The organism is Burkholderia sp. B21-005, assembly GCF_020843965.1.
Classification (GTDB): Bacteria; Pseudomonadota; Gammaproteobacteria; order Burkholderiales; family Burkholderiaceae; genus Burkholderia; species Burkholderia ambifaria.
Map to the genome: position 1 here is coordinate 3,167,432 of NZ_CP086301.1, position 15,487 is coordinate 3,182,918.

A 15,487-nucleotide genomic window follows, 5' to 3' on the forward strand; every position below is an offset into this window, starting at 1 on the left:
GTCCTGGCATGGCGCTCACGCGCCGGCCGACTTCTTCGCCGCACGCCGCGCGGCGTACAGGCCGAAGCCGAGCGCGGCGGCCGCCATGGCCCACCACTGAAACATGTAACCGTAATTGCGCTCGACGCCGGTCGTCGCCGCCGGCCAGTCGCGCACGAGCTTGTCGCCGTCGTCGCTCGTCTGCTGGATCACGAACGGCTGCAGCGGCAGCCCCGTTTCCTTCGCATACGCGGCGACGTCCAGGTTCTGCCGGATCTTCTGGTGCGCGGCCGAGCCGCCTTCGCCGAGCTCGAACGCACGCGACGCATCGGCGCGCGCGATGCCTTCGATCTCGATGTCGCCGTCGGGCGTCGCGAACGGCTCGATCGCCGTGCGATCGGCGATGTTGCGCGGCAGCCAGCCGCGGTTCACCAGCACGACGCCGCCGCCCGAGAGTTTAAACGGCATCACGACGTAAAAACCCGGCTGGTCGTTATACGGCCGATTGTCGAGGAACACCGCCTGCTCCGGCATGAAGCGGCCCCGCGCCCGCACGCGGTGGAACTCGATCGACGCGAGCGGAAGCGGCTGCGGACCCACGTCGACGGGCGCCGCGTGCTCATAGCGCACGATGCTCGCCTGCAGCGCTTCCTTCTGCTGCGCGCGGTCGCGCTGCCAGAACCCGAGGCGGATCGTGACCGCGACGACGACGAGAATCAGCAGCGCAGGCAGCCAGCGGATCTTCATCGGGCCGCCCGCCAGGCGCATTCGCGAAAGCGAAGTGCGATAATTATCCTCTTCCTTTCGAATTGCCGTCGTCCGGTTCGTGTCATGCACATCCTCGTTCCCATCGCCTTCGTCCTCATCATCGCCAGCATGGGCTCGGCGCTCTACTTCATGATGCACGACCGCGGCCATACGAAACGCATGGTCTGGTCGCTGGCCACCCGCGTCGGGCTGTCGGTCTCGCTGTTCCTGTTCATCCTGTTCGCGAACTGGATGGGCTGGATCCATTCGACCGGCCTGCCGATCGGGCGTTGATGCATTCGCCACGACGGCTGCCGTGACATTTCGCCGCAGAGCGGCGCCACCAAGCAAAAGCGCCGCCTGACTGAGTCGCGGCGGCGCCGGGGGCGTTGAGCGCAAGCAGCCGGCCGCTGCCCCGTCCCCGCCAACGAAAACGGCCCGCGCATCGCTGCGCGGGCCGTTGTTTCATTTACAGCCAATAGACGACGACGTACAGGCCGAGCCAGACGACGTCGACGAAGTGCCAGTACCACGCGGCGCCTTCGAATGCGAAGTGGTGATCCGGCTTGAAGTGGCCGCGGATCATCCGCACCAGCACCACCGCGAGCATCGTGCCGCCGAGGAACACGTGGAAGCCGTGGAAGCCCGTCAGCAGGAAGAACGTCGAGCCGTACACGCCCGAGTTCAGCGTCAGGTTCAGTTCGTTGTACGCGTGGTAGTACTCGAAGCCCTGCAGGAACAGGAAGCAGATACCGAGCGCGAGCGTCGCGGCCAGCCAGGCGATCGCCTTCTTGCGGTAGTCGTCACGCAGCGCGTGGTGCGAGATCGTCAGCGTCACGCCCGACGACAGCAGGAACGCGGTGTTCAGCGTCGGGATCGGCCACGGGCCCATCGTCTTGAAGTGACCGGCGAGCGCGGCGGGGCCTTCGTTCGGCCACACGGCGGAGAAATCCGGCCAGATCAGCTTGTAGTCGAGGCTGCCGAGCTGGTGCAGCGCGATTTCACGCGCATAGAACAGCGCGCCGAAGAACGCGCCGAAGAACATGACTTCCGAGAAGATGAACCAGCTCATGCTCCAGCGGTACGACTTGTCGACGTTCTTGCCGTAATGACCGCCTTCCGACTCGGCGATCGCGTCGCCGAACCAGTGATACAGCGTGAAGAGCAACCACAGCAGGCCGAGCAGCGCCGTGTACGGCGCCCAGTCGTGACCGTTGATCCACAGCGCCACCGATCCGAGCATGACCAGCAGGCCGATGGCCGCGCTGATCGGGTGCTGCGACGGATGCGGCACGAAATAGTACGGGGTCTGGTTTTGACCGCTCATGCTTGATTCTCCACTTCAGTCCAATTTATGTACCGGAAACCGCTCCGGCTGTATTTCTTGCGCGGCGCGACCGCCGCCGCTCTTTCCCGCACGCAGCGCCCGGGCGCCACGCACTGCATTCTTTCGTGGCCGCGGGCCTCAGCCCACGACTGCACGCACGATCAGGATCAGCACGCCGATGAACACGCCGGCCGCGATCAACGCGACGATCAGCACATGCAGCGGATTGAGCTGCGTCGCATCGGCCTCCAGGTCGCGCCGCTTGCGCACCCCGAAGAACGACCACAACACCGCTCGCAACGCCTGGCCGAACGACCCGCTCCGCTTGGTCTCCGTCATCGCTCCGTCTCCATCGTCATGCGTCCGGTTTCGCCGCGCCCTGCGCCGCCGTCTTGCGCGGTGCCGGCGCCGGCTCGGCCGGCGTATTCAGTTCGAAGAACGTGTACGACAGCGTGATCGTCTTCACGTCCTTCGGCAGCTTCGGATCGATCACGAACACCACCGGCATCTTGCGCGACTCGTTCGCGGCCAGCGTCTGCTGCGTGAAGCAAAAACACTCGATCTTCTTGAAGAACTCCGTCGCCTGCTTCGGCGCATAGCTCGGAATCGCCTGCGCCACCACCGGCCGGCCCTGCCCGTTGGTCACGTCGTAGACGATCGTCGTCAGTTCGCCCGGATGCACGTCGAGGCTGTTGTGCTCCGGCTTGAAACCGAGCGGGCCGCGCGCATTCGCATCGAACTCGACCGACACCGTGCGGCCATAGTCGACCTGCGAGTTCTTCGCCTCGCGCTCGCTGACATCCCGCTGCACCAGGTTGTTGATGCCGGTGATCTGGCAAATCGCGCGATACATCGGAATCAGCGCGAAGCCGAAGCCGAACATCAGTCCGGCCACGACGAAGAGCTTCACCAGCATCGAACGATTGAACGCGCGATCGGCGGCGCCCTCTTCCGGCTTCGACATACGACGACTTCCTCGCTACTGCGTCAGTTACTGCATCAGTGGGTGGACAGCCACCACTGCTTGATCACGACACCCACAAAAAAAACGGCGGCGATGACGAGCAGGATGAGGCCGAGCCGCTTGTTGCCCGCGCGAATCTGCTCGGGCGTTCGTCTTTCTTGTGGATTCCGGTTCATCTGAAACTTCGCTGAAACTCGATTCCGCGCCCGCCGCGCCTGCCTGCGCGGCAGGCAGCGGCGGAACGCTGGGTGAAACTTATTCGACGTGCGGCGGTTGCTCGAACGTGTGGAAGGGAGCCGGGCTCGGCACCGTCCACTCGAGGCCCGTCGCGCCATCCCACGGCTTGTCCGACGCCTTTTCCAGCTCGCCGCCGCCACGGTAGGCCGGCAGCGCGACCGCGAACAGGAAGTACACCTGTGCGAGGCCGAAGCCGAATGCGCCGATCGTCGCCACCTGGTTGAAGTCCGTGAACTGCGCCGGGTAGTCCGCATAGCGGCGCGGCATGCCCGCGAGACCGACGAAGTGCATCGGGAAGAACGTCAGGTTGAAGAAGATCATCGACGCCCAGAAGTGGATCTTGCCGCGCGTCTCGTTGTACATCCAGCCCGTCCACTTCGGCGCCCAGTAGTACCAGCCCGAGAACAGCGCGAACAGTGACCCGGCCACCAGCACGTAGTGGAAGTGCGCCACCACGAAGTAAGTGCCGTGGTACTGGATGTCGAGCGGCGCCATGGCCAGCATCAGGCCCGTCAGGCCGCCGAACGTGAACACGAACAGGAAGCCGATCGCGAACAGCATCGGGGTTTCGAAGGTCATCGAGCCGCGCCACATCGTCGCGAGCCAGTTGAACACCTTCACGCCCGTCGGCACCGCGATCAGCATCGTCGCGTACATGAAGAACAGCTGACCGGTGACCGGCATGCCCGTCGCGAACATGTGGTGCGCCCAGACCATGAACGACAGGATGGCGATCGAAGCCGTCGCGTACACCATCGAGCTATAGCCGAACAGCGTCTTGCGTGCGAACGCCGGGATCACCTGCGACACGATCCCGAACGCCGGCAGAATCATGATGTACACCTCGGGGTGGCCGAAGAACCAGAAGATGTGCTGGTACATCACCGGGTCGCCGCCGCCTGCCGCGTTGAAGAACGACGTGCCGAAGTGGCGGTCGAACAGCACCATCGTGATCGCGCCTGCCAGAACCGGCATCACGGCGATCAGCAGGTAGGCCGTGATCAGCCACGTCCATGCGAACATCGGCATCTTCATCAGCGTCATGCCCGGTGCGCGCATGTTCAGGATCGTCACGACGATGTTGATCCCGCCCATGATCGACGATGCGCCCATGATGTGGACCGCGAAGATCGCGAAGTCCATGCCCGGGCCCATCTGGGTCGACAACGGTGCGTACAGCGTCCAGCCGGCGGCCGTCGCGCCGCCCGGCGCGAAGAACGAACCGACCAGCAGCACGGCCGCGACCGGCAGCAGCCAGAAGCTGAAGTTGTTCATCCGCGCGAATGCCATGTCGGACGCGCCGATCTGCAGCGGAATCATCCAGTTCGCGAAGCCGACGAACGCCGGCATGATCGCGCCGAACACCATGATCAGGCCGTGCATCGTCGTGAGTTCGTTGAAGAACTCCGGACGCATGATCTGCAGGCCCGGCTCGAACAGCTCGGCACGGATGCCGAGGGCCATCACGCCGCCCGACAGGAACATGATGAACGAGAACAGCAGGTACAGCGTACCGATGTCCTTGTGGTTGGTGGCGAACAACCAGCGCCGCCAGCCGTGTGGTGTTTCGTGCGCGTGGTCGTCGTGCGCGTGGTCCGCGACTACGTCGTGCCCGATGCTAGACATGAGAATCTCCTAATGCGAATACGTCGACTAACTCAGCGACACGTCAAGCCGCCGGCCCGATCTCGACTCGCCGGGCTTCCTTCGCGTCAGCCCCGCCCGTGATCGTTTCCGGCTTTTTGAGAATAATGTGGTCTTCCGCCACGCCTGCTGCCTTCAGTGCGTCGCGCACAGCCTGTGCACGATGCTTGGCGAGTTCGGCGTTCGCGTCGGCCGAGCCCGTCTTGTCGGTGAAACCCGACAGCGCGAGCTTCGCGTCCGGATGTGCCTTCGCATAGTCGGCCGCTGCGGCGATCGCCGCCTTCGCGTCGGCCGGCAGCACGCTCTTGCCCGTTTCGAAGTAGATCGTCGACAGCGCGGTCGATGCCGGCGCTGCCGCCGATGCTGCTGCCGACTGATCGGCCGCGCCCGACGCGGCTTGCGCCGGTGCCGAGGCCGCTTCGGCCGGTGCCGCGGCGCCCGCCGTGTCTTCCGGCAGCTTGCCGTTGCGCGCGTCAGCCACTTGCTTCGGCTGCAGCAGATCGTTCTTGTGGTTGCCCCACGAGTTGCGCTCGTACGTGACGACCGATGCGATGTCGAGGTCCGACAGCGACGCCCACGACGGCATCGCGCCCTTGCCGTTCAGCACGCGCTCGACGTGGCCGGCGATCGGGCCGTTCACGATCGGGCTGCCGTCCATCGCCGGGAATGCGCCGAGGCCCTTGCCGCTCACCTGGTGGCAGGCCGCGCAGTTCGCCTTGTAGACTTCCTCGCCGTGCGAGACGAGTTCGGCCATCGTGTAGACCTTGTTCGGATCGACCGCGGCGCCGGCCAGCTTGGCCTTCTGCGCGGTGACCCACTTCGCGTAGTCGTCGTCCGACAGCACAACGACTACGACCGGCATGAACGCGTGTTCCTTGCCGCACAGCTCGGTACAGAAGCCGCGGAACGTGCCGACCTTGTCGGCCTTGAACCACGTATCGCGCACGAAGCCGGGGATCGCATCCTGCTTCACGCCGAATGCGGGCACGTACCACGAGTGAACGACGTCGTTCGCGGTCGTAATGATGCGGATCTTCTTGTTGACCGGCACGACGAGCGGGTTGTCGACTTCCTGCAGGTACGTCTCGGTGATCGGCTTCTTGCCCATCACTTCGTCGCGCGGCGTGCTGAGCGTCGACAGGAAGCCGATGCCCTCGCCCGGGCCCTTCACGTAGTCGTAGCCCCACTTCCACTGGTAGCCGGTGACCTTGATCGTGAGATCGGCGTTGGTCGTGTCCTTCATCGCGACGACGGCCTTCGTGGCCGGCAGCGCCATCAGCACGACGATGACGAACGGCACGATCGTCCAGATGATTTCGACGGTCGTGCTTTCATGGAAATTGGCGGCCTTGTGGCCTTTGGATTTGCGGTGCGCGAAGATCGAATAGAACATCACGCCGAACACGCCGACGAAGATCACCGTACACAGGATCAGCATCATCGTGTGGAGATCGTAGAGCTCCTCGGCGATCTTCGTGACCGGCGGCTGAAAGTTGATCTCGTTGACGCGGGGGCCGCCCGGGCTATCACCGACCGCCAGAGCAGCGCCGGCAAAGAGCAATCCGCTGCATGCCAGCACGCCCGTGAGGGCTCGCTTGATTGTTTTCATAGCATCCTTACCCAAAATTTCCATTCAAACCCCTCCCCCGTCGCAAGCCGCCGGCCTGTTCCGGCCGCTGCCCGCGCCTCGTCAGCCGCAGCGCCTGAGCGACACGCGCAGTTCGTCGGCGAACTGCGCACGCTTGTGCTGCGCGAGATGCTGCCCGATTACGACGGTCTGCCCGCGCGATACCAGTCGAATCGGATCGCGTGGCGTCGCACCCGGCTCGACCCGCACCCAGCGCGGGTTGAATTCGATCTGCGTGAACCGCTCCGCATCCATCCGCTCGATCACGAGCCGGTGCGGAAACAGCCTGATGCGCTCGTAATCGACCGCATGACGGGCATAGATCGCAAACGCGACGCCTACCGCCAGCAATTCGATTCCGGTGAAGGGCATGACGAGCCAGGCCCCACGCCACATCAGCAATGCCGCGATCACCAGCGAGAAGCTCGCGAGCGACGCGTAAAACAGCACGAACTGGCGCGGCGACACCGAACAATTGCGTTTCATGAGCCAGTCTGCGAGGACCGGTTCACCGTTCGTCGTCTCCGCCAACACCCTCGCTGCTCCCATCGCCGCCTCACGCGAATGGCATGCGATGCATGCCTGCATCGGACTCGTCGCCCCGTATTGCGGGGACCCCAGGACGACAAGCTGACGCATTATAGGCGGGTTCAATGGCATCCACAAGCAAGCGGCTATCGGCCCGCGAGCCAAGCGCCACAAGCTTTCCGGCCGTTTTTCACGTCAATTCGACCCCGCTTTGCGCCGCTAATTTCGGACATAACAAAACCCCTCTTTACCGCTTTACCGATTCTTCGGACGCCCCTTGCCGATATCTTCGATGCGCACGATCCCGTGCCCCTCGGCAGTCGTGCGCGGCACGGCCTTCCACGCGTGGCCGTAGATCACCTCGAACGTGAGCGGAATCGTGCCGTCCGCGCGCCGGCGCGCTTCCAGCGCGTCGCCGAGCGCCGCGCGAAAGCGCCGCGTCGCGCGCTGCGGCGCCGCGCGGTCGAACGGATAGGCGCCCCAGCGGCGCACGTCGGCCAGCAGGGAATCGGGTGTCTTGTACGTGACGGTGAGCACTTCCTGGTCCATCACCGGAATCTCGAAGCCGCTCTCGACGAGCATGTCGCCCAGGTCGTGCATGTCGACGAAATCGATTACGCGCGCCGCGGGCGGCGCGATGCCGAGCGCCGATTCGGCTTCCGCGCAGGCCGCGCGCAGCTCGCGCAACGTGTCGGGGCCGAGCGTGCTGAACATCAGCAGGCCGTTCACGCGCAGCACGCGCTGCCACTCGGGGAACACCGTGTCGGGACGCGAATGCCAGTGCAGCGCGAGATTCGACCAGATCAGGTCGAACGCGCCGGCCGCGAACGGCAGCACCGAGAAGTCGGCGTGCGCGACGCGCGGGCCGCGCTGGCCCAGTGCCCGGCCGAGCGACGCGGGCAGCCAGCGGCGCCAGCTCGTCTGCTCGACCTCGCGCTGCCCCGCCCGCGCGAGCATTGCGCCGGACAGGTCGACGCCGAACACCGGGGCTTCGGGAAAGCGCGCGCGCAGCGCCGGCAGGTCGTCGCCCGCGCCGCAGCCCGCATCGAGCACGGCCGCCGGGCTCACCTTGATGTATTCGAGGCGCTCGTTCATCCGCTGCGCGATCTCGCGCGGCAGGAACGCGACCGCGTCGAACGCGGCGGCACGGCGATCGAAGATCCGCCGCAAACGCCGGGCGTCATTGGCCGGACGGCCGGGTGAAGTCGAAGCTGGGGACATGTCGGGCACACTTGCGAAGAGCCCGAAGTATACTCGCTCGCCTCGCAGCCTTCAGCGAGACGGGGCCGCCAGGAGTCGTCGCGATGGATCGCCGTTTCGCCCCGCTCCCGATGCGCGTCGTTTTGTCGCAGGTTCGCGCGCTGGCCGTGCGCGTCGTCGCGCTCGCGTTGCCGAATCGGTGCGCACTGTGCGGCAATTTGTCACACGCCGTGATTTGCAGCGCCTGCGACACCGCGTACTGGAATGAAGCGCGACTGCGCTGCGATGTCTGCGCGGTGCCGCTCGGCATCGGGCGGCCGCGTCCGCGCGCAGCCCGTGGCCGGCACGCCGGCGCCGCGGCTTCGTTCGCCTACCGGTGCGATGCATGCCGCGCGACACCGCCGCCGTTCGACGCGACGCTCGCGCTCGCCGATTACCGCGCGCCGCTCGACGGGCTCGCGCGCGGCCTGAAGTTTCATGCGCGGCTCGCGCTCGGCGCGGAATTCGCGGCCCGGCTCGCGCAGCGGGTCGACGACACGGACGCGCTGCGCGCCGCGGGCGGCTTCGATGTGATCGCGCCGGTGCCGCTGTCGCACGGACGGCTCGTCGCGCGCGGCTACAACCAGGCGTGGGCGATCGCGCGTCCGCTCGCGCGCCGGCTCGGCGTGCGCGCCGACGCGACGCTGCTCGCGCGCGTGACCGAAACCGCGCCGCAGTCGCGGCTCGACCGGCGCGCGCGGCGCGACAACGTGATCGCGGCGTTCGCGGTGACGGACGATCTCACCGGCCGCCACGTGGCGCTCGTCGACGACGTGATGACGTCCGGCGCGACACTCGCGGCCGCCGCGCATGCATTAAAGATGGCGGGCGCCGCGCGCGTGACGAATCTGGTTGCGCTGCGCACCGCCAGGGATTAATTAGATAGAGAGGCCGGCCGCCCGCACGCGGCGACGGCCGTCACGAACCGGCCGGCAGGGATGGCGTGCACGTTGCTCCGCCCCGGCCGGCCCAGCCAGACCCAACCATGTTCAACGTCATCCTCGTCGCTCCCGAAATTCCGCCGAACACCGGCAACGTGATCCGCCTGTGCGCCAACACCGGCGCGCGCCTGCATCTGATCGAGCCGCTCGGCTTTCCGCTCGACGACGCGAAGATGCGCCGCGCGGGCCTCGACTATCACGAGTACGCGGAAATGCGCGTGCACCGCGACTGGGATGCGTTCGTCGCGGCCGAAGCGCCCGATCCCGCGCGAATGTTCGCGTTCACGACCCGCGGTTCGGGCCGCTTCCACGACCACGCGTTCGTGCCGGGCGACTGGTTCGTGTTCGGCTCGGAAACGCGCGGCCTGCCGGCCGACGTGCTCGAGCGCTTCCCGAACGAACAGCGCGTGCGCCTGCCGATGCGGCCGGGCAATCGCAGCCTGAACCTGTCGAACACGGTGGCGGTGGTCGTGTTCGAGGCGTGGCGCCAAGCCGGCTTCGAAGGCGGCGCCTGACACGCCCGCCCGGCCGCCCGCGCTAGATGCGCGCGAGCCGCGCGCGATACAGGTCGTATATGTCGGATGAAAAACACGCGAACACCACGCGCGTGAGGTTCGGCGCCTGCGGCAGCATGTCGGCGACCGTGCCGACCGCGATGTCGACGGCCTCGTCGGCCGGATAGCGGTATATGCCGCAGCTGATCGCCGGGAATGCGATCGATGTCGCCGCAACCTCTTCGGCCAGCTCGATCGCGCGCCGGTAACACGCGGCGAGCAGGTCGGGCTCGCCGCGCCCGCCGCCGTGCCACACCGGGCCAACCGCATGAATCACGTACCGCGCCGGCAGCCCGTGGCCGCGCGTGAGCTTCGCGTCGCCGGTCGCGCAGCCGCCAAGCGTGCGGCACTCGGCCAGCAGGCCCGGGCCGGCCGCGCGATGAATCGCGCCGTCGACACCGCCGCCACCGAGCAGCGAACCGTTCGCGGCGTTGACGATCGCGTCGACGTCGAGCGTCGTGATGTCGACGCGTTGCGCGTCGAGCGTGGTGGAACCGATCCGCAGCATGACACCCTCCCGAAATGCCGGAGACTGTTCAAGCGTAGTGCGCTTTGGCGCCGCCCGCTTTGCGCGAGCGCGCCCGGCCGCAAGAAATCGGCGTGCTTCGTCGGTGTTATTCGGCGCGCGCGTCGCGCCGCAGCAGGCCGCTGACCGCATCGCGCGGCGCGACGCCGTCGAACAGCACGCCGCACACGGCTTCGGTGATCGGCATTTCGATCGATTGCGCGCGCGCGAGCGCGAGCACGGCCTGCGCGCAGCGCACGCCTTCGGCCACGTGGCCGAGCGCACCGAGGATGTCGTTCAGCGAGCGGCCGGCCGCCAGCTGCAAGCCGACCGTGCGATTGCGCGACAGGTCGCCCGTCGCGGTCAGGATCAGGTCGCCGAGGCCCGTGAGGCCCGTGAAGGTTTCCGCGCGGCCGCCGAGCGCGACGCCGAGGCGCGACATTTCCGCGAGGCCGCGCGTGACCAGCGCGGCGCGCGCGTTCAGCCCGAGCCCGAGCCCGTCGGCGATGCCGGTCGCGATCGCCAGCACGTTCTTCACCGCGCCGCCAACCTCGACGCCGACCACGTCGTCACCCGTATAGATCCGCATCGCGCCGTGATGGAACGCGGCGAGCGTGCGCTCGCGGCATTCGGCGGACGCGCTCGCGACCGTCAGCGCGACGGGCAGCGCAAGCCCGACCTCGCGGGCGAAACTCGGCCCCGACAGCACGCCATTGCTGTGCTGCCCCGGCAGTTCGGCCGCGATCACCTGATGCGGCAGCAGATGCGTATCGGCCTCGAAACCCTTGCAGACCCACACGACATGCGCGGGCACGCAGCCCGCGTCGCGCATCGCACCGAACAGCGTGCGCAGGCCGGCCACCGGCGCGGCGATCACGCACAGCGCGTCGTCAGCGGCGCCGTGAGCGAGCGCGGCGCCGAGATCGGCGTCGTAGCGCAGCGCATCGGGCAGCGCGATGCCGTCCAGATAGCGGGAATTTTCGTGCCGGGCCTGCAGCCCGGCGATCAGCGCGGCGTCGCGCGCCCAGAGAAGCGTGTCGTGCCGCGCGGCCAGATGGCCCGCGAGCGCGGTGCCCCAGGCACCGGCGCCGAGAACGGCTACTTTCATACCCAGCACCGGTCCGGAGTGAAACGTCAGTTCAGCGTCGTGCCGTTCGGCGCGCCATTCGGCGCGCCTGCTGCGCCGGCCTGCTGCTGCTGAAGCTGCGCGAGACGCTGCTCGTACAGCGCCTGAAAGTTGATTTCCGCCAGGTGGATCGGCGGGAAGCCCGCACGCGTGATCGCGTCGGCGATGTTCGAGCGCAGGTACGGGAACAGGATCGTCGGGCAAGCGATGCCGACGAGCGGGTCGAGCTGTTCGTCGGGAATGTTGCGAATGTCGAAAATGCCGGCCTGCTTCGCTTCGATCAGGAATGCGACCTTGTCCTTCACCTTCGCGGTGACGGTGCCCGACACGACGACTTCGAACACGCTTTCCGCCAGGCGCTCGGCCTTCACGTCGACTTCGACTTCAACCGACGGCATGTCCTGCTCGAGGAAGATCGCCGGCGAATTCGGCTGCTCGAGCGACATATCCTTCAGGTAGACGCGCTGGATGTTGAAGAACGGTTGATTTTCGACGTCGGACATGGTGTTTCCCTAAAAGTGGTGACGGGGCGGCCCGGCTTCACGCCGGCCGCCTCGGTTGAATCCTGTGCGCCCAAGCCGCGGCGCGGCCGGCGGCCATTCTGCCCTAATCAGGCTGCTTGCAGAAGCGGCAAGAGGCCGCCCTCGCGGTCGAGCTTCGACAGATCGTCGTAACCGCCGACGTGCGTGTCGCCGATATAGATCTGCGGCACCGTGCGGCGGCCCGTGCGCGACATCATTTCCTCGCGGCGGGTCGGATCGCGGTCGATCAGCACCTTCTCGATCTGCTCGACGCCGCGCAGCTTCAGCAGGCGCTCGGCCTGAATGCAATACGGACACACCTGGGTGCTGTACATCAAAACCTTGCTCACTTCGCCACTCCTTGTTTGACGACCGGCATCCCGGCCTGCTGCCACGCGGCCACGCCGCCCTCGAGCACGTGCACCTCGGCATAGCCTGCCGCCTGGACCTCGCGCGCCGCCTTCTGCGACTGCTGGCCGTTCTGGCAGACGAGCAACACGGGGGTGCTCTTGTTTTTAGCGACCTGCGCAATTTTCGCGCCGATCTCGCCGGCGGCGACCTGACGCGCCGACGGCAGGTGGCCGGCAGCGAAGTCGGTCGCCGCCCGCAGGTCGATCACGACCGCGTTGCGGCGATTGATGAGCTGCGTCGCCTCCGCGGCCGACAGGCCGCCGCGGCCGCGACGCAGCGCGGGCCACGCAAGCAGGCCGCCGGAAACCAGCAGGATGGCGATAAGGGCCAGGTTCGTGTAATTGGTGAAGAACGTCACGGAATTCCGCCGGAAAAAGAGAAATCGGAAAAGGACAATCCCGCCATTATAAAATAACCGTCTTGCGCGATGGCGGACCCGGGCCTGGGTACCGCGCGACGCGCCCCGCTTCCCTATCACTACCGACCGCAAGATCCATGTACAAACTCGTTCTCATCCGCCACGGCGAATCGACGTGGAACAAGGAAAACCGCTTCACCGGCTGGGTCGACGTCGACCTGACCGAACAGGGTCGCAACGAAGCCTACCAGGCCGGCGAATTGCTCAAGGAGGCCGGCTACACGTTCGACATCGCGTATACGTCGGTGCTCAAGCGCGCGATCCGCACGCTGTGGCACGTGCAGGACCGGATGGACCTGATGTACCTGCCGGTCGTCCACTCGTGGCGCCTGAACGAGCGCCACTACGGCGCGCTGTCGGGCCTGAACAAGGCGGAAACGGCCGCCAAGTTCGGCGACGACCAGGTGCTCGTGTGGCGCCGCAGCTACGACACGCCGCCGCCCGCGCTCGAGCCGACCGACGAACGCGCGCCGTTCAACGACCCGCGCTACGCGAAGGTGCCGCGCGAGCAGCTGCCGCTCACCGAGTGCCTGAAGGACACGGTCGCGCGCGTGCTGCCGCTGTGGAACGAATCGATCGCGCCGGCCGTCCGCGCCGGCAAGCAGGTGCTGATCGCCGCGCACGGCAACTCGCTGCGCGCGCTGATCAAGTACCTCGACGGCATCTCGGACAGCGACATCGTCGGCCTGAACATCCCGAACGGCGTGCCGCTCGTGTATGAACTCGACGAAGACCTGAAGCCGATCCAGCACTACTACCTGGGCGACCAGGACGCGATCGCCAAGGCGCAGGCCGCCGTCGCGAAGCAGGGCAAGGCGGGCTGACGCCCGTCACGCCGGGCCGGCCGCGTCGCGCGCGACCGGTCCGGCCCGCCCCGGCGCGCGGCGCGAACCTTCGCAGCCCCGATGCTGTCGAATCCGCTTTCGAATCCGCTGCGCGTCCGGCGGCGCCCGGCCAGGGCCCGGGGGCCCTGGGCCTCGGGACCGCTGGGCCTGGACCATTTCCGCAGCGTTCCACTGAGTATTCGGACGAACAGTTATACTTGTCCGCTACATCCCCGCTACCGCCACGCGCTTCCCGACCGCACCAGACTCTCTATGCGAATGAAATTGAAGAACATCGGCCTGATTGCCGCGGGCCTCGCCACGGGCGTGTTCGCCACGCTGCAGGTTTCGGCGTCGGCCGAGCAAACCGCCACGGCGCCGCTTCCCCTCGACCAGCTCCGCCTGTTCGCGGAAGTGTTCGGCCAGATCAAACGCGAGTACGTCGAGCCGGTCGACGACAAGAAGCTGCTGACGGCGGCGATCAAGGGCATGGTGTCGAGCCTCGACCCGCATTCGTCGTTCCTCGACAAGACCGACTATGACGAGCTGCAGGAGCAGACCAAGGGTCGCTTCGCGGGTCTCGGCATCGAGATCTCGCAGGAAGACGGCCTCGTCAAGGTGATCTCGCCGATCGAGGATACCCCCGCGTTCCGCGCCGGCATCCGTCCGGGCGACCTGATCACGCGCATCAACGACAAGCCGGTGCGCGGCATGACGCTCGACAAGGCCGTCAAGCAGATGCGCGGCGAGCCGGGCACCAAGGTCACGCTGACGATCTTCCGCAAGAGCGACGACCGCACGTTCCCGGTCACGGTCACGCGCGCGGTCATCCGCGTGCAGAGCGTGAAGATGAAACTGCTCGACCCGGGCTACGCGTACATCCGGATCACGAGCTTCCAGGAGCGCACGACGCCCGATCTCGCCGCGAAGCTGCAGGACATCGCACGCCAGCAGCCGAACCTGAAGGGCCTGATCGTCGACCTGCGCAACAACGGCGGCGGCCTGCTGCAGAGCGCGGTCGGCGTCGCCGGCGCGTTCCTGCCGCCCGACTCCGTCGTCGTGTCGACCAACGGCCAGATCCCGGATTCGAAGCAGGTCTACCGCGACACCTATGACAACTACCGCCTGCCGTCCTTCGACGGCGATCCGCTGAAGAACCTGCCGCCGGTCTTCAAGACCGTGCCGATGATCGTGCTGACGAACGCGTACTCGGCGTCCGCGTCGGAAATCGTCGCCGGCGCGCTGCAGGATTCGAAGCGCGCGCAGATCATGGGCAAGACGACGTTCGGCAAGGGCTCGGTGCAGACGGTTCGTCCGATGACGGCCGACACCGCGCTGCGCCTGACGACCGCCTACTACTACACGCCGAGCGGCCGTTCGATCCAGAACAAGGGCATCACGCCCGACGTGCCGGTCGATCAGTACGCGGACGGCGATCCGGACGACGTGCTCGTGACGCGCGAGGTCGACTACACGAACCACCTCGCGAACACGCAGGACCCGAACGAGAAGAAGGAACAGGAAGAGCGCGAGCAGCGCCGGATGGACCAGCTGCGCGTCCTCGAAGAGCAGAACGACAAGAAGACGCCGGAGCAACGCCAGAAGGACCGCGATCGCAAGCCGATCGAGTTCGGCAGCGCCGACGACTTCATGATGCAGCAGGCGCTCAACAAGCTCGAAGGCAAGCCGGTGCAGGAATCGAAGTCGCGCCTCGCCGAGAGCACGACGAAGAGCCCGGCCACCAAGGCCGCGACGCCCACGAAGGCGTCGGGCGCGAAGGCCGCCGCACCGAAGCCCGCGTCGGCACCGCAGTAAGCGCCGGCCGGCATCCGACGGGCCATCGCGGGAAGACCGCGATGGCCCGTTTTTCATGCGCGCCTAAAATAACGCTACGT

At 66.7% G+C, this 15,487-nt stretch carries 19 protein-coding genes; 5 read left to right on the forward strand and 14 right to left on the reverse strand.

What is annotated here, in order from left to right; genetic code table 11:
• Positions 1–15: 15 nt before the first annotated feature.
• Positions 16–726: an SURF1 family protein gene (locus tag LMA02_RS14730; protein WP_228905795.1), complete on the reverse strand. Its 711-nt coding sequence runs from the start codon at positions 724–726 to the stop codon at positions 16–18.
• An 84-nt stretch (positions 727–810) separates the two neighbouring features.
• Between LMA02_RS14730 and LMA02_RS14735 the strand changes: the two genes are divergently transcribed.
• Positions 811–1,020, forward strand: a complete 210-nt coding sequence (locus LMA02_RS14735; RefSeq protein ID WP_006752055.1) for a twin transmembrane helix small protein — start codon at positions 811–813, stop codon at positions 1,018–1,020.
• A gap of 175 nt (positions 1,021–1,195) precedes the next feature.
• Here LMA02_RS14735 and LMA02_RS14740 read toward each other — a convergent pair whose 3' ends face one another.
• From LMA02_RS14740 to LMA02_RS14775, 8 genes are all read right to left on the reverse strand, one after another.
• Positions 1,196–2,053, reverse strand: coding sequence for a cytochrome c oxidase subunit 3 (locus LMA02_RS14740; protein WP_006752056.1), 858 nt, complete (start codon positions 2,051–2,053; stop codon positions 1,196–1,198).
• A 138-nt stretch (positions 2,054–2,191) separates the two neighbouring features.
• The gene (locus tag LMA02_RS14745) at positions 2,192–2,392 is read right to left on the reverse strand and encodes a DUF2970 domain-containing protein (protein WP_006760730.1); all 201 of its coding nucleotides are present in this window, start codon (positions 2,390–2,392) and stop codon (positions 2,192–2,194) included.
• A 16-nt stretch (positions 2,393–2,408) separates the two neighbouring features.
• Positions 2,409–3,017, reverse strand: a complete 609-nt coding sequence (locus LMA02_RS14750; RefSeq protein ID WP_006760729.1) for a cytochrome c oxidase assembly protein — start codon at positions 3,015–3,017, stop codon at positions 2,409–2,411.
• A 35-nt stretch (positions 3,018–3,052) separates the two neighbouring features.
• Positions 3,053–3,193 carry a cytochrome oxidase small assembly protein gene (locus LMA02_RS14755; RefSeq protein WP_006760728.1) on the reverse strand — a complete coding sequence of 47 codons (141 nt, stop codon included), beginning with the start codon at positions 3,191–3,193 and terminating at the stop codon, positions 3,053–3,055.
• Positions 3,194–3,272: 79 nt separating this feature from the next.
• Complete coding sequence (ctaD, locus tag LMA02_RS14760; RefSeq protein WP_006752060.1) at positions 3,273–4,880, reverse strand: cytochrome c oxidase subunit I; 1,608 nt, start codon at positions 4,878–4,880, stop codon at positions 3,273–3,275.
• Positions 4,881–4,923: 43 nt separating this feature from the next.
• Positions 4,924–6,531, reverse strand: coding sequence for a cytochrome c oxidase subunit II (coxB, locus tag LMA02_RS14765; protein WP_228905797.1), 1,608 nt, complete (start codon positions 6,529–6,531; stop codon positions 4,924–4,926).
• A 57-nt stretch (positions 6,532–6,588) separates the two neighbouring features.
• Entirely contained in the window at positions 6,589–7,113 is a 525-nt protein-coding gene (locus tag LMA02_RS14770; RefSeq protein WP_050805991.1) for a DUF2244 domain-containing protein, read from the reverse strand.
• Positions 7,114–7,308: 195 nt separating this feature from the next.
• Positions 7,309–8,274: a methyltransferase domain-containing protein gene (locus LMA02_RS14775; protein WP_228905799.1), complete on the reverse strand. Its 966-nt coding sequence runs from the start codon at positions 8,272–8,274 to the stop codon at positions 7,309–7,311.
• An 83-nt stretch (positions 8,275–8,357) separates the two neighbouring features.
• Here LMA02_RS14775 and LMA02_RS14780 point away from each other — a divergent pair, with 83 nt between their 5' ends.
• Together LMA02_RS14780 and trmL are read left to right on the forward strand one after the other, a co-directional pair.
• Positions 8,358–9,170 carry a ComF family protein gene (locus tag LMA02_RS14780; protein ID WP_228905804.1) on the forward strand — a complete coding sequence of 271 codons (813 nt, stop codon included), beginning with the start codon at positions 8,358–8,360 and terminating at the stop codon, positions 9,168–9,170.
• A 107-nt stretch (positions 9,171–9,277) separates the two neighbouring features.
• Positions 9,278–9,748: a tRNA (uridine(34)/cytosine(34)/5-carboxymethylaminomethyluridine(34)-2'-O)-methyltransferase TrmL gene (gene trmL, locus LMA02_RS14785; RefSeq protein WP_006752065.1), complete on the forward strand. Its 471-nt coding sequence runs from the start codon at positions 9,278–9,280 to the stop codon at positions 9,746–9,748.
• Positions 9,749–9,770: 22 nt separating this feature from the next.
• Here the strand turns inward: trmL and LMA02_RS14790 are convergent, their stop codons facing one another.
• From LMA02_RS14790 to LMA02_RS14810, 5 genes are all read right to left on the reverse strand, one after another.
• A complete protein-coding gene (locus tag LMA02_RS14790; protein ID WP_228905806.1) occupies positions 9,771–10,295 on the reverse strand; it encodes an O-acetyl-ADP-ribose deacetylase in 525 nt (174 codons plus the stop codon).
• 106 nt (positions 10,296–10,401) lie between these two features.
• Complete coding sequence (locus LMA02_RS14795) at positions 10,402–11,400, reverse strand: NAD(P)H-dependent glycerol-3-phosphate dehydrogenase (RefSeq protein ID WP_228905807.1); 999 nt, start codon at positions 11,398–11,400, stop codon at positions 10,402–10,404.
• 26 nt (positions 11,401–11,426) lie between these two features.
• Positions 11,427–11,921: a protein-export chaperone SecB gene (gene secB / locus LMA02_RS14800; protein WP_175656244.1), complete on the reverse strand. Its 495-nt coding sequence runs from the start codon at positions 11,919–11,921 to the stop codon at positions 11,427–11,429.
• A 107-nt stretch (positions 11,922–12,028) separates the two neighbouring features.
• Positions 12,029–12,289: a glutaredoxin 3 gene (gene grxC / locus LMA02_RS14805; protein ID WP_057926482.1), complete on the reverse strand. Its 261-nt coding sequence runs from the start codon at positions 12,287–12,289 to the stop codon at positions 12,029–12,031.
• Positions 12,286–12,708, reverse strand: coding sequence for a rhodanese-like domain-containing protein (locus tag LMA02_RS14810; protein WP_012364774.1), 423 nt, complete (start codon positions 12,706–12,708; stop codon positions 12,286–12,288). The genes grxC and LMA02_RS14810 overlap by 4 nt, the downstream gene beginning before the upstream one ends.
• A 137-nt stretch (positions 12,709–12,845) precedes the next feature.
• On the opposite strand from LMA02_RS14810, the gene gpmA reads away from it, so the two are divergent.
• A complete protein-coding gene (gene gpmA / locus LMA02_RS14815) occupies positions 12,846–13,592 on the forward strand; it encodes a 2,3-diphosphoglycerate-dependent phosphoglycerate mutase (protein ID WP_166725796.1) in 747 nt (248 codons plus the stop codon).
• Positions 13,593–13,865: 273 nt separating this feature from the next.
• The gene (locus LMA02_RS14820) at positions 13,866–15,407 is read left to right on the forward strand and encodes a S41 family peptidase (RefSeq protein WP_228905809.1); all 1,542 of its coding nucleotides are present in this window, start codon (positions 13,866–13,868) and stop codon (positions 15,405–15,407) included.
• The last annotated feature ends 80 nt before the right edge of the window (positions 15,408–15,487 follow it).

What these genes read in the sequence shown, in the direction of transcription:
- LMA02_RS14740 (WP_006752056.1), bottom strand. Translation starts at nt 2,053, where the DNA reads ATGAGCGGTCAAAACCAGACCCCGTACTATTTCGTGCCGCATCCGTCG.
- LMA02_RS14780 (WP_228905804.1), top strand. Translation starts at nt 8,358, where the DNA reads ATGGATCGCCGTTTCGCCCCGCTCCCGATGCGCGTCGTTTTGTCGCAG.
- trmL (WP_006752065.1), top strand. Translation starts at nt 9,278, where the DNA reads ATGTTCAACGTCATCCTCGTCGCTCCCGAAATTCCGCCGAACACCGGC.
- LMA02_RS14755 (WP_006760728.1), bottom strand. Translation starts at nt 3,193, where the DNA reads ATGAACCGGAATCCACAAGAAAGACGAACGCCCGAGCAGATTCGCGCG.
- LMA02_RS14795 (WP_228905807.1), bottom strand. Translation starts at nt 11,400, where the DNA reads ATGAAAGTAGCCGTTCTCGGCGCCGGTGCCTGGGGCACCGCGCTCGCG.
- coxB (WP_228905797.1), bottom strand. Translation starts at nt 6,531, where the DNA reads ATGGAAATTTTGGGTAAGGATGCTATGAAAACAATCAAGCGAGCCCTC.
- LMA02_RS14775 (WP_228905799.1), bottom strand. Translation starts at nt 8,274, where the DNA reads ATGTCCCCAGCTTCGACTTCACCCGGCCGTCCGGCCAATGACGCCCGG.
- LMA02_RS14730 (WP_228905795.1), bottom strand. Translation starts at nt 726, where the DNA reads ATGAAGATCCGCTGGCTGCCTGCGCTGCTGATTCTCGTCGTCGTCGCG.
- LMA02_RS14735 (WP_006752055.1), top strand. Translation starts at nt 811, where the DNA reads ATGCACATCCTCGTTCCCATCGCCTTCGTCCTCATCATCGCCAGCATG.
- LMA02_RS14820 (WP_228905809.1), top strand. Translation starts at nt 13,866, where the DNA reads ATGCGAATGAAATTGAAGAACATCGGCCTGATTGCCGCGGGCCTCGCC.
- LMA02_RS14750 (WP_006760729.1), bottom strand. Translation starts at nt 3,017, where the DNA reads ATGTCGAAGCCGGAAGAGGGCGCCGCCGATCGCGCGTTCAATCGTTCG.
- gpmA (WP_166725796.1), top strand. Translation starts at nt 12,846, where the DNA reads ATGTACAAACTCGTTCTCATCCGCCACGGCGAATCGACGTGGAACAAG.
- LMA02_RS14790 (WP_228905806.1), bottom strand. Translation starts at nt 10,295, where the DNA reads ATGCTGCGGATCGGTTCCACCACGCTCGACGCGCAACGCGTCGACATC.
- LMA02_RS14745 (WP_006760730.1), bottom strand. Translation starts at nt 2,392, where the DNA reads ATGACGGAGACCAAGCGGAGCGGGTCGTTCGGCCAGGCGTTGCGAGCG.
- LMA02_RS14770 (WP_050805991.1), bottom strand. Translation starts at nt 7,113, where the DNA reads ATGCAGGCATGCATCGCATGCCATTCGCGTGAGGCGGCGATGGGAGCA.
- ctaD (WP_006752060.1), bottom strand. Translation starts at nt 4,880, where the DNA reads ATGTCTAGCATCGGGCACGACGTAGTCGCGGACCACGCGCACGACGAC.
- secB (WP_175656244.1), bottom strand. Translation starts at nt 11,921, where the DNA reads ATGTCCGACGTCGAAAATCAACCGTTCTTCAACATCCAGCGCGTCTAC.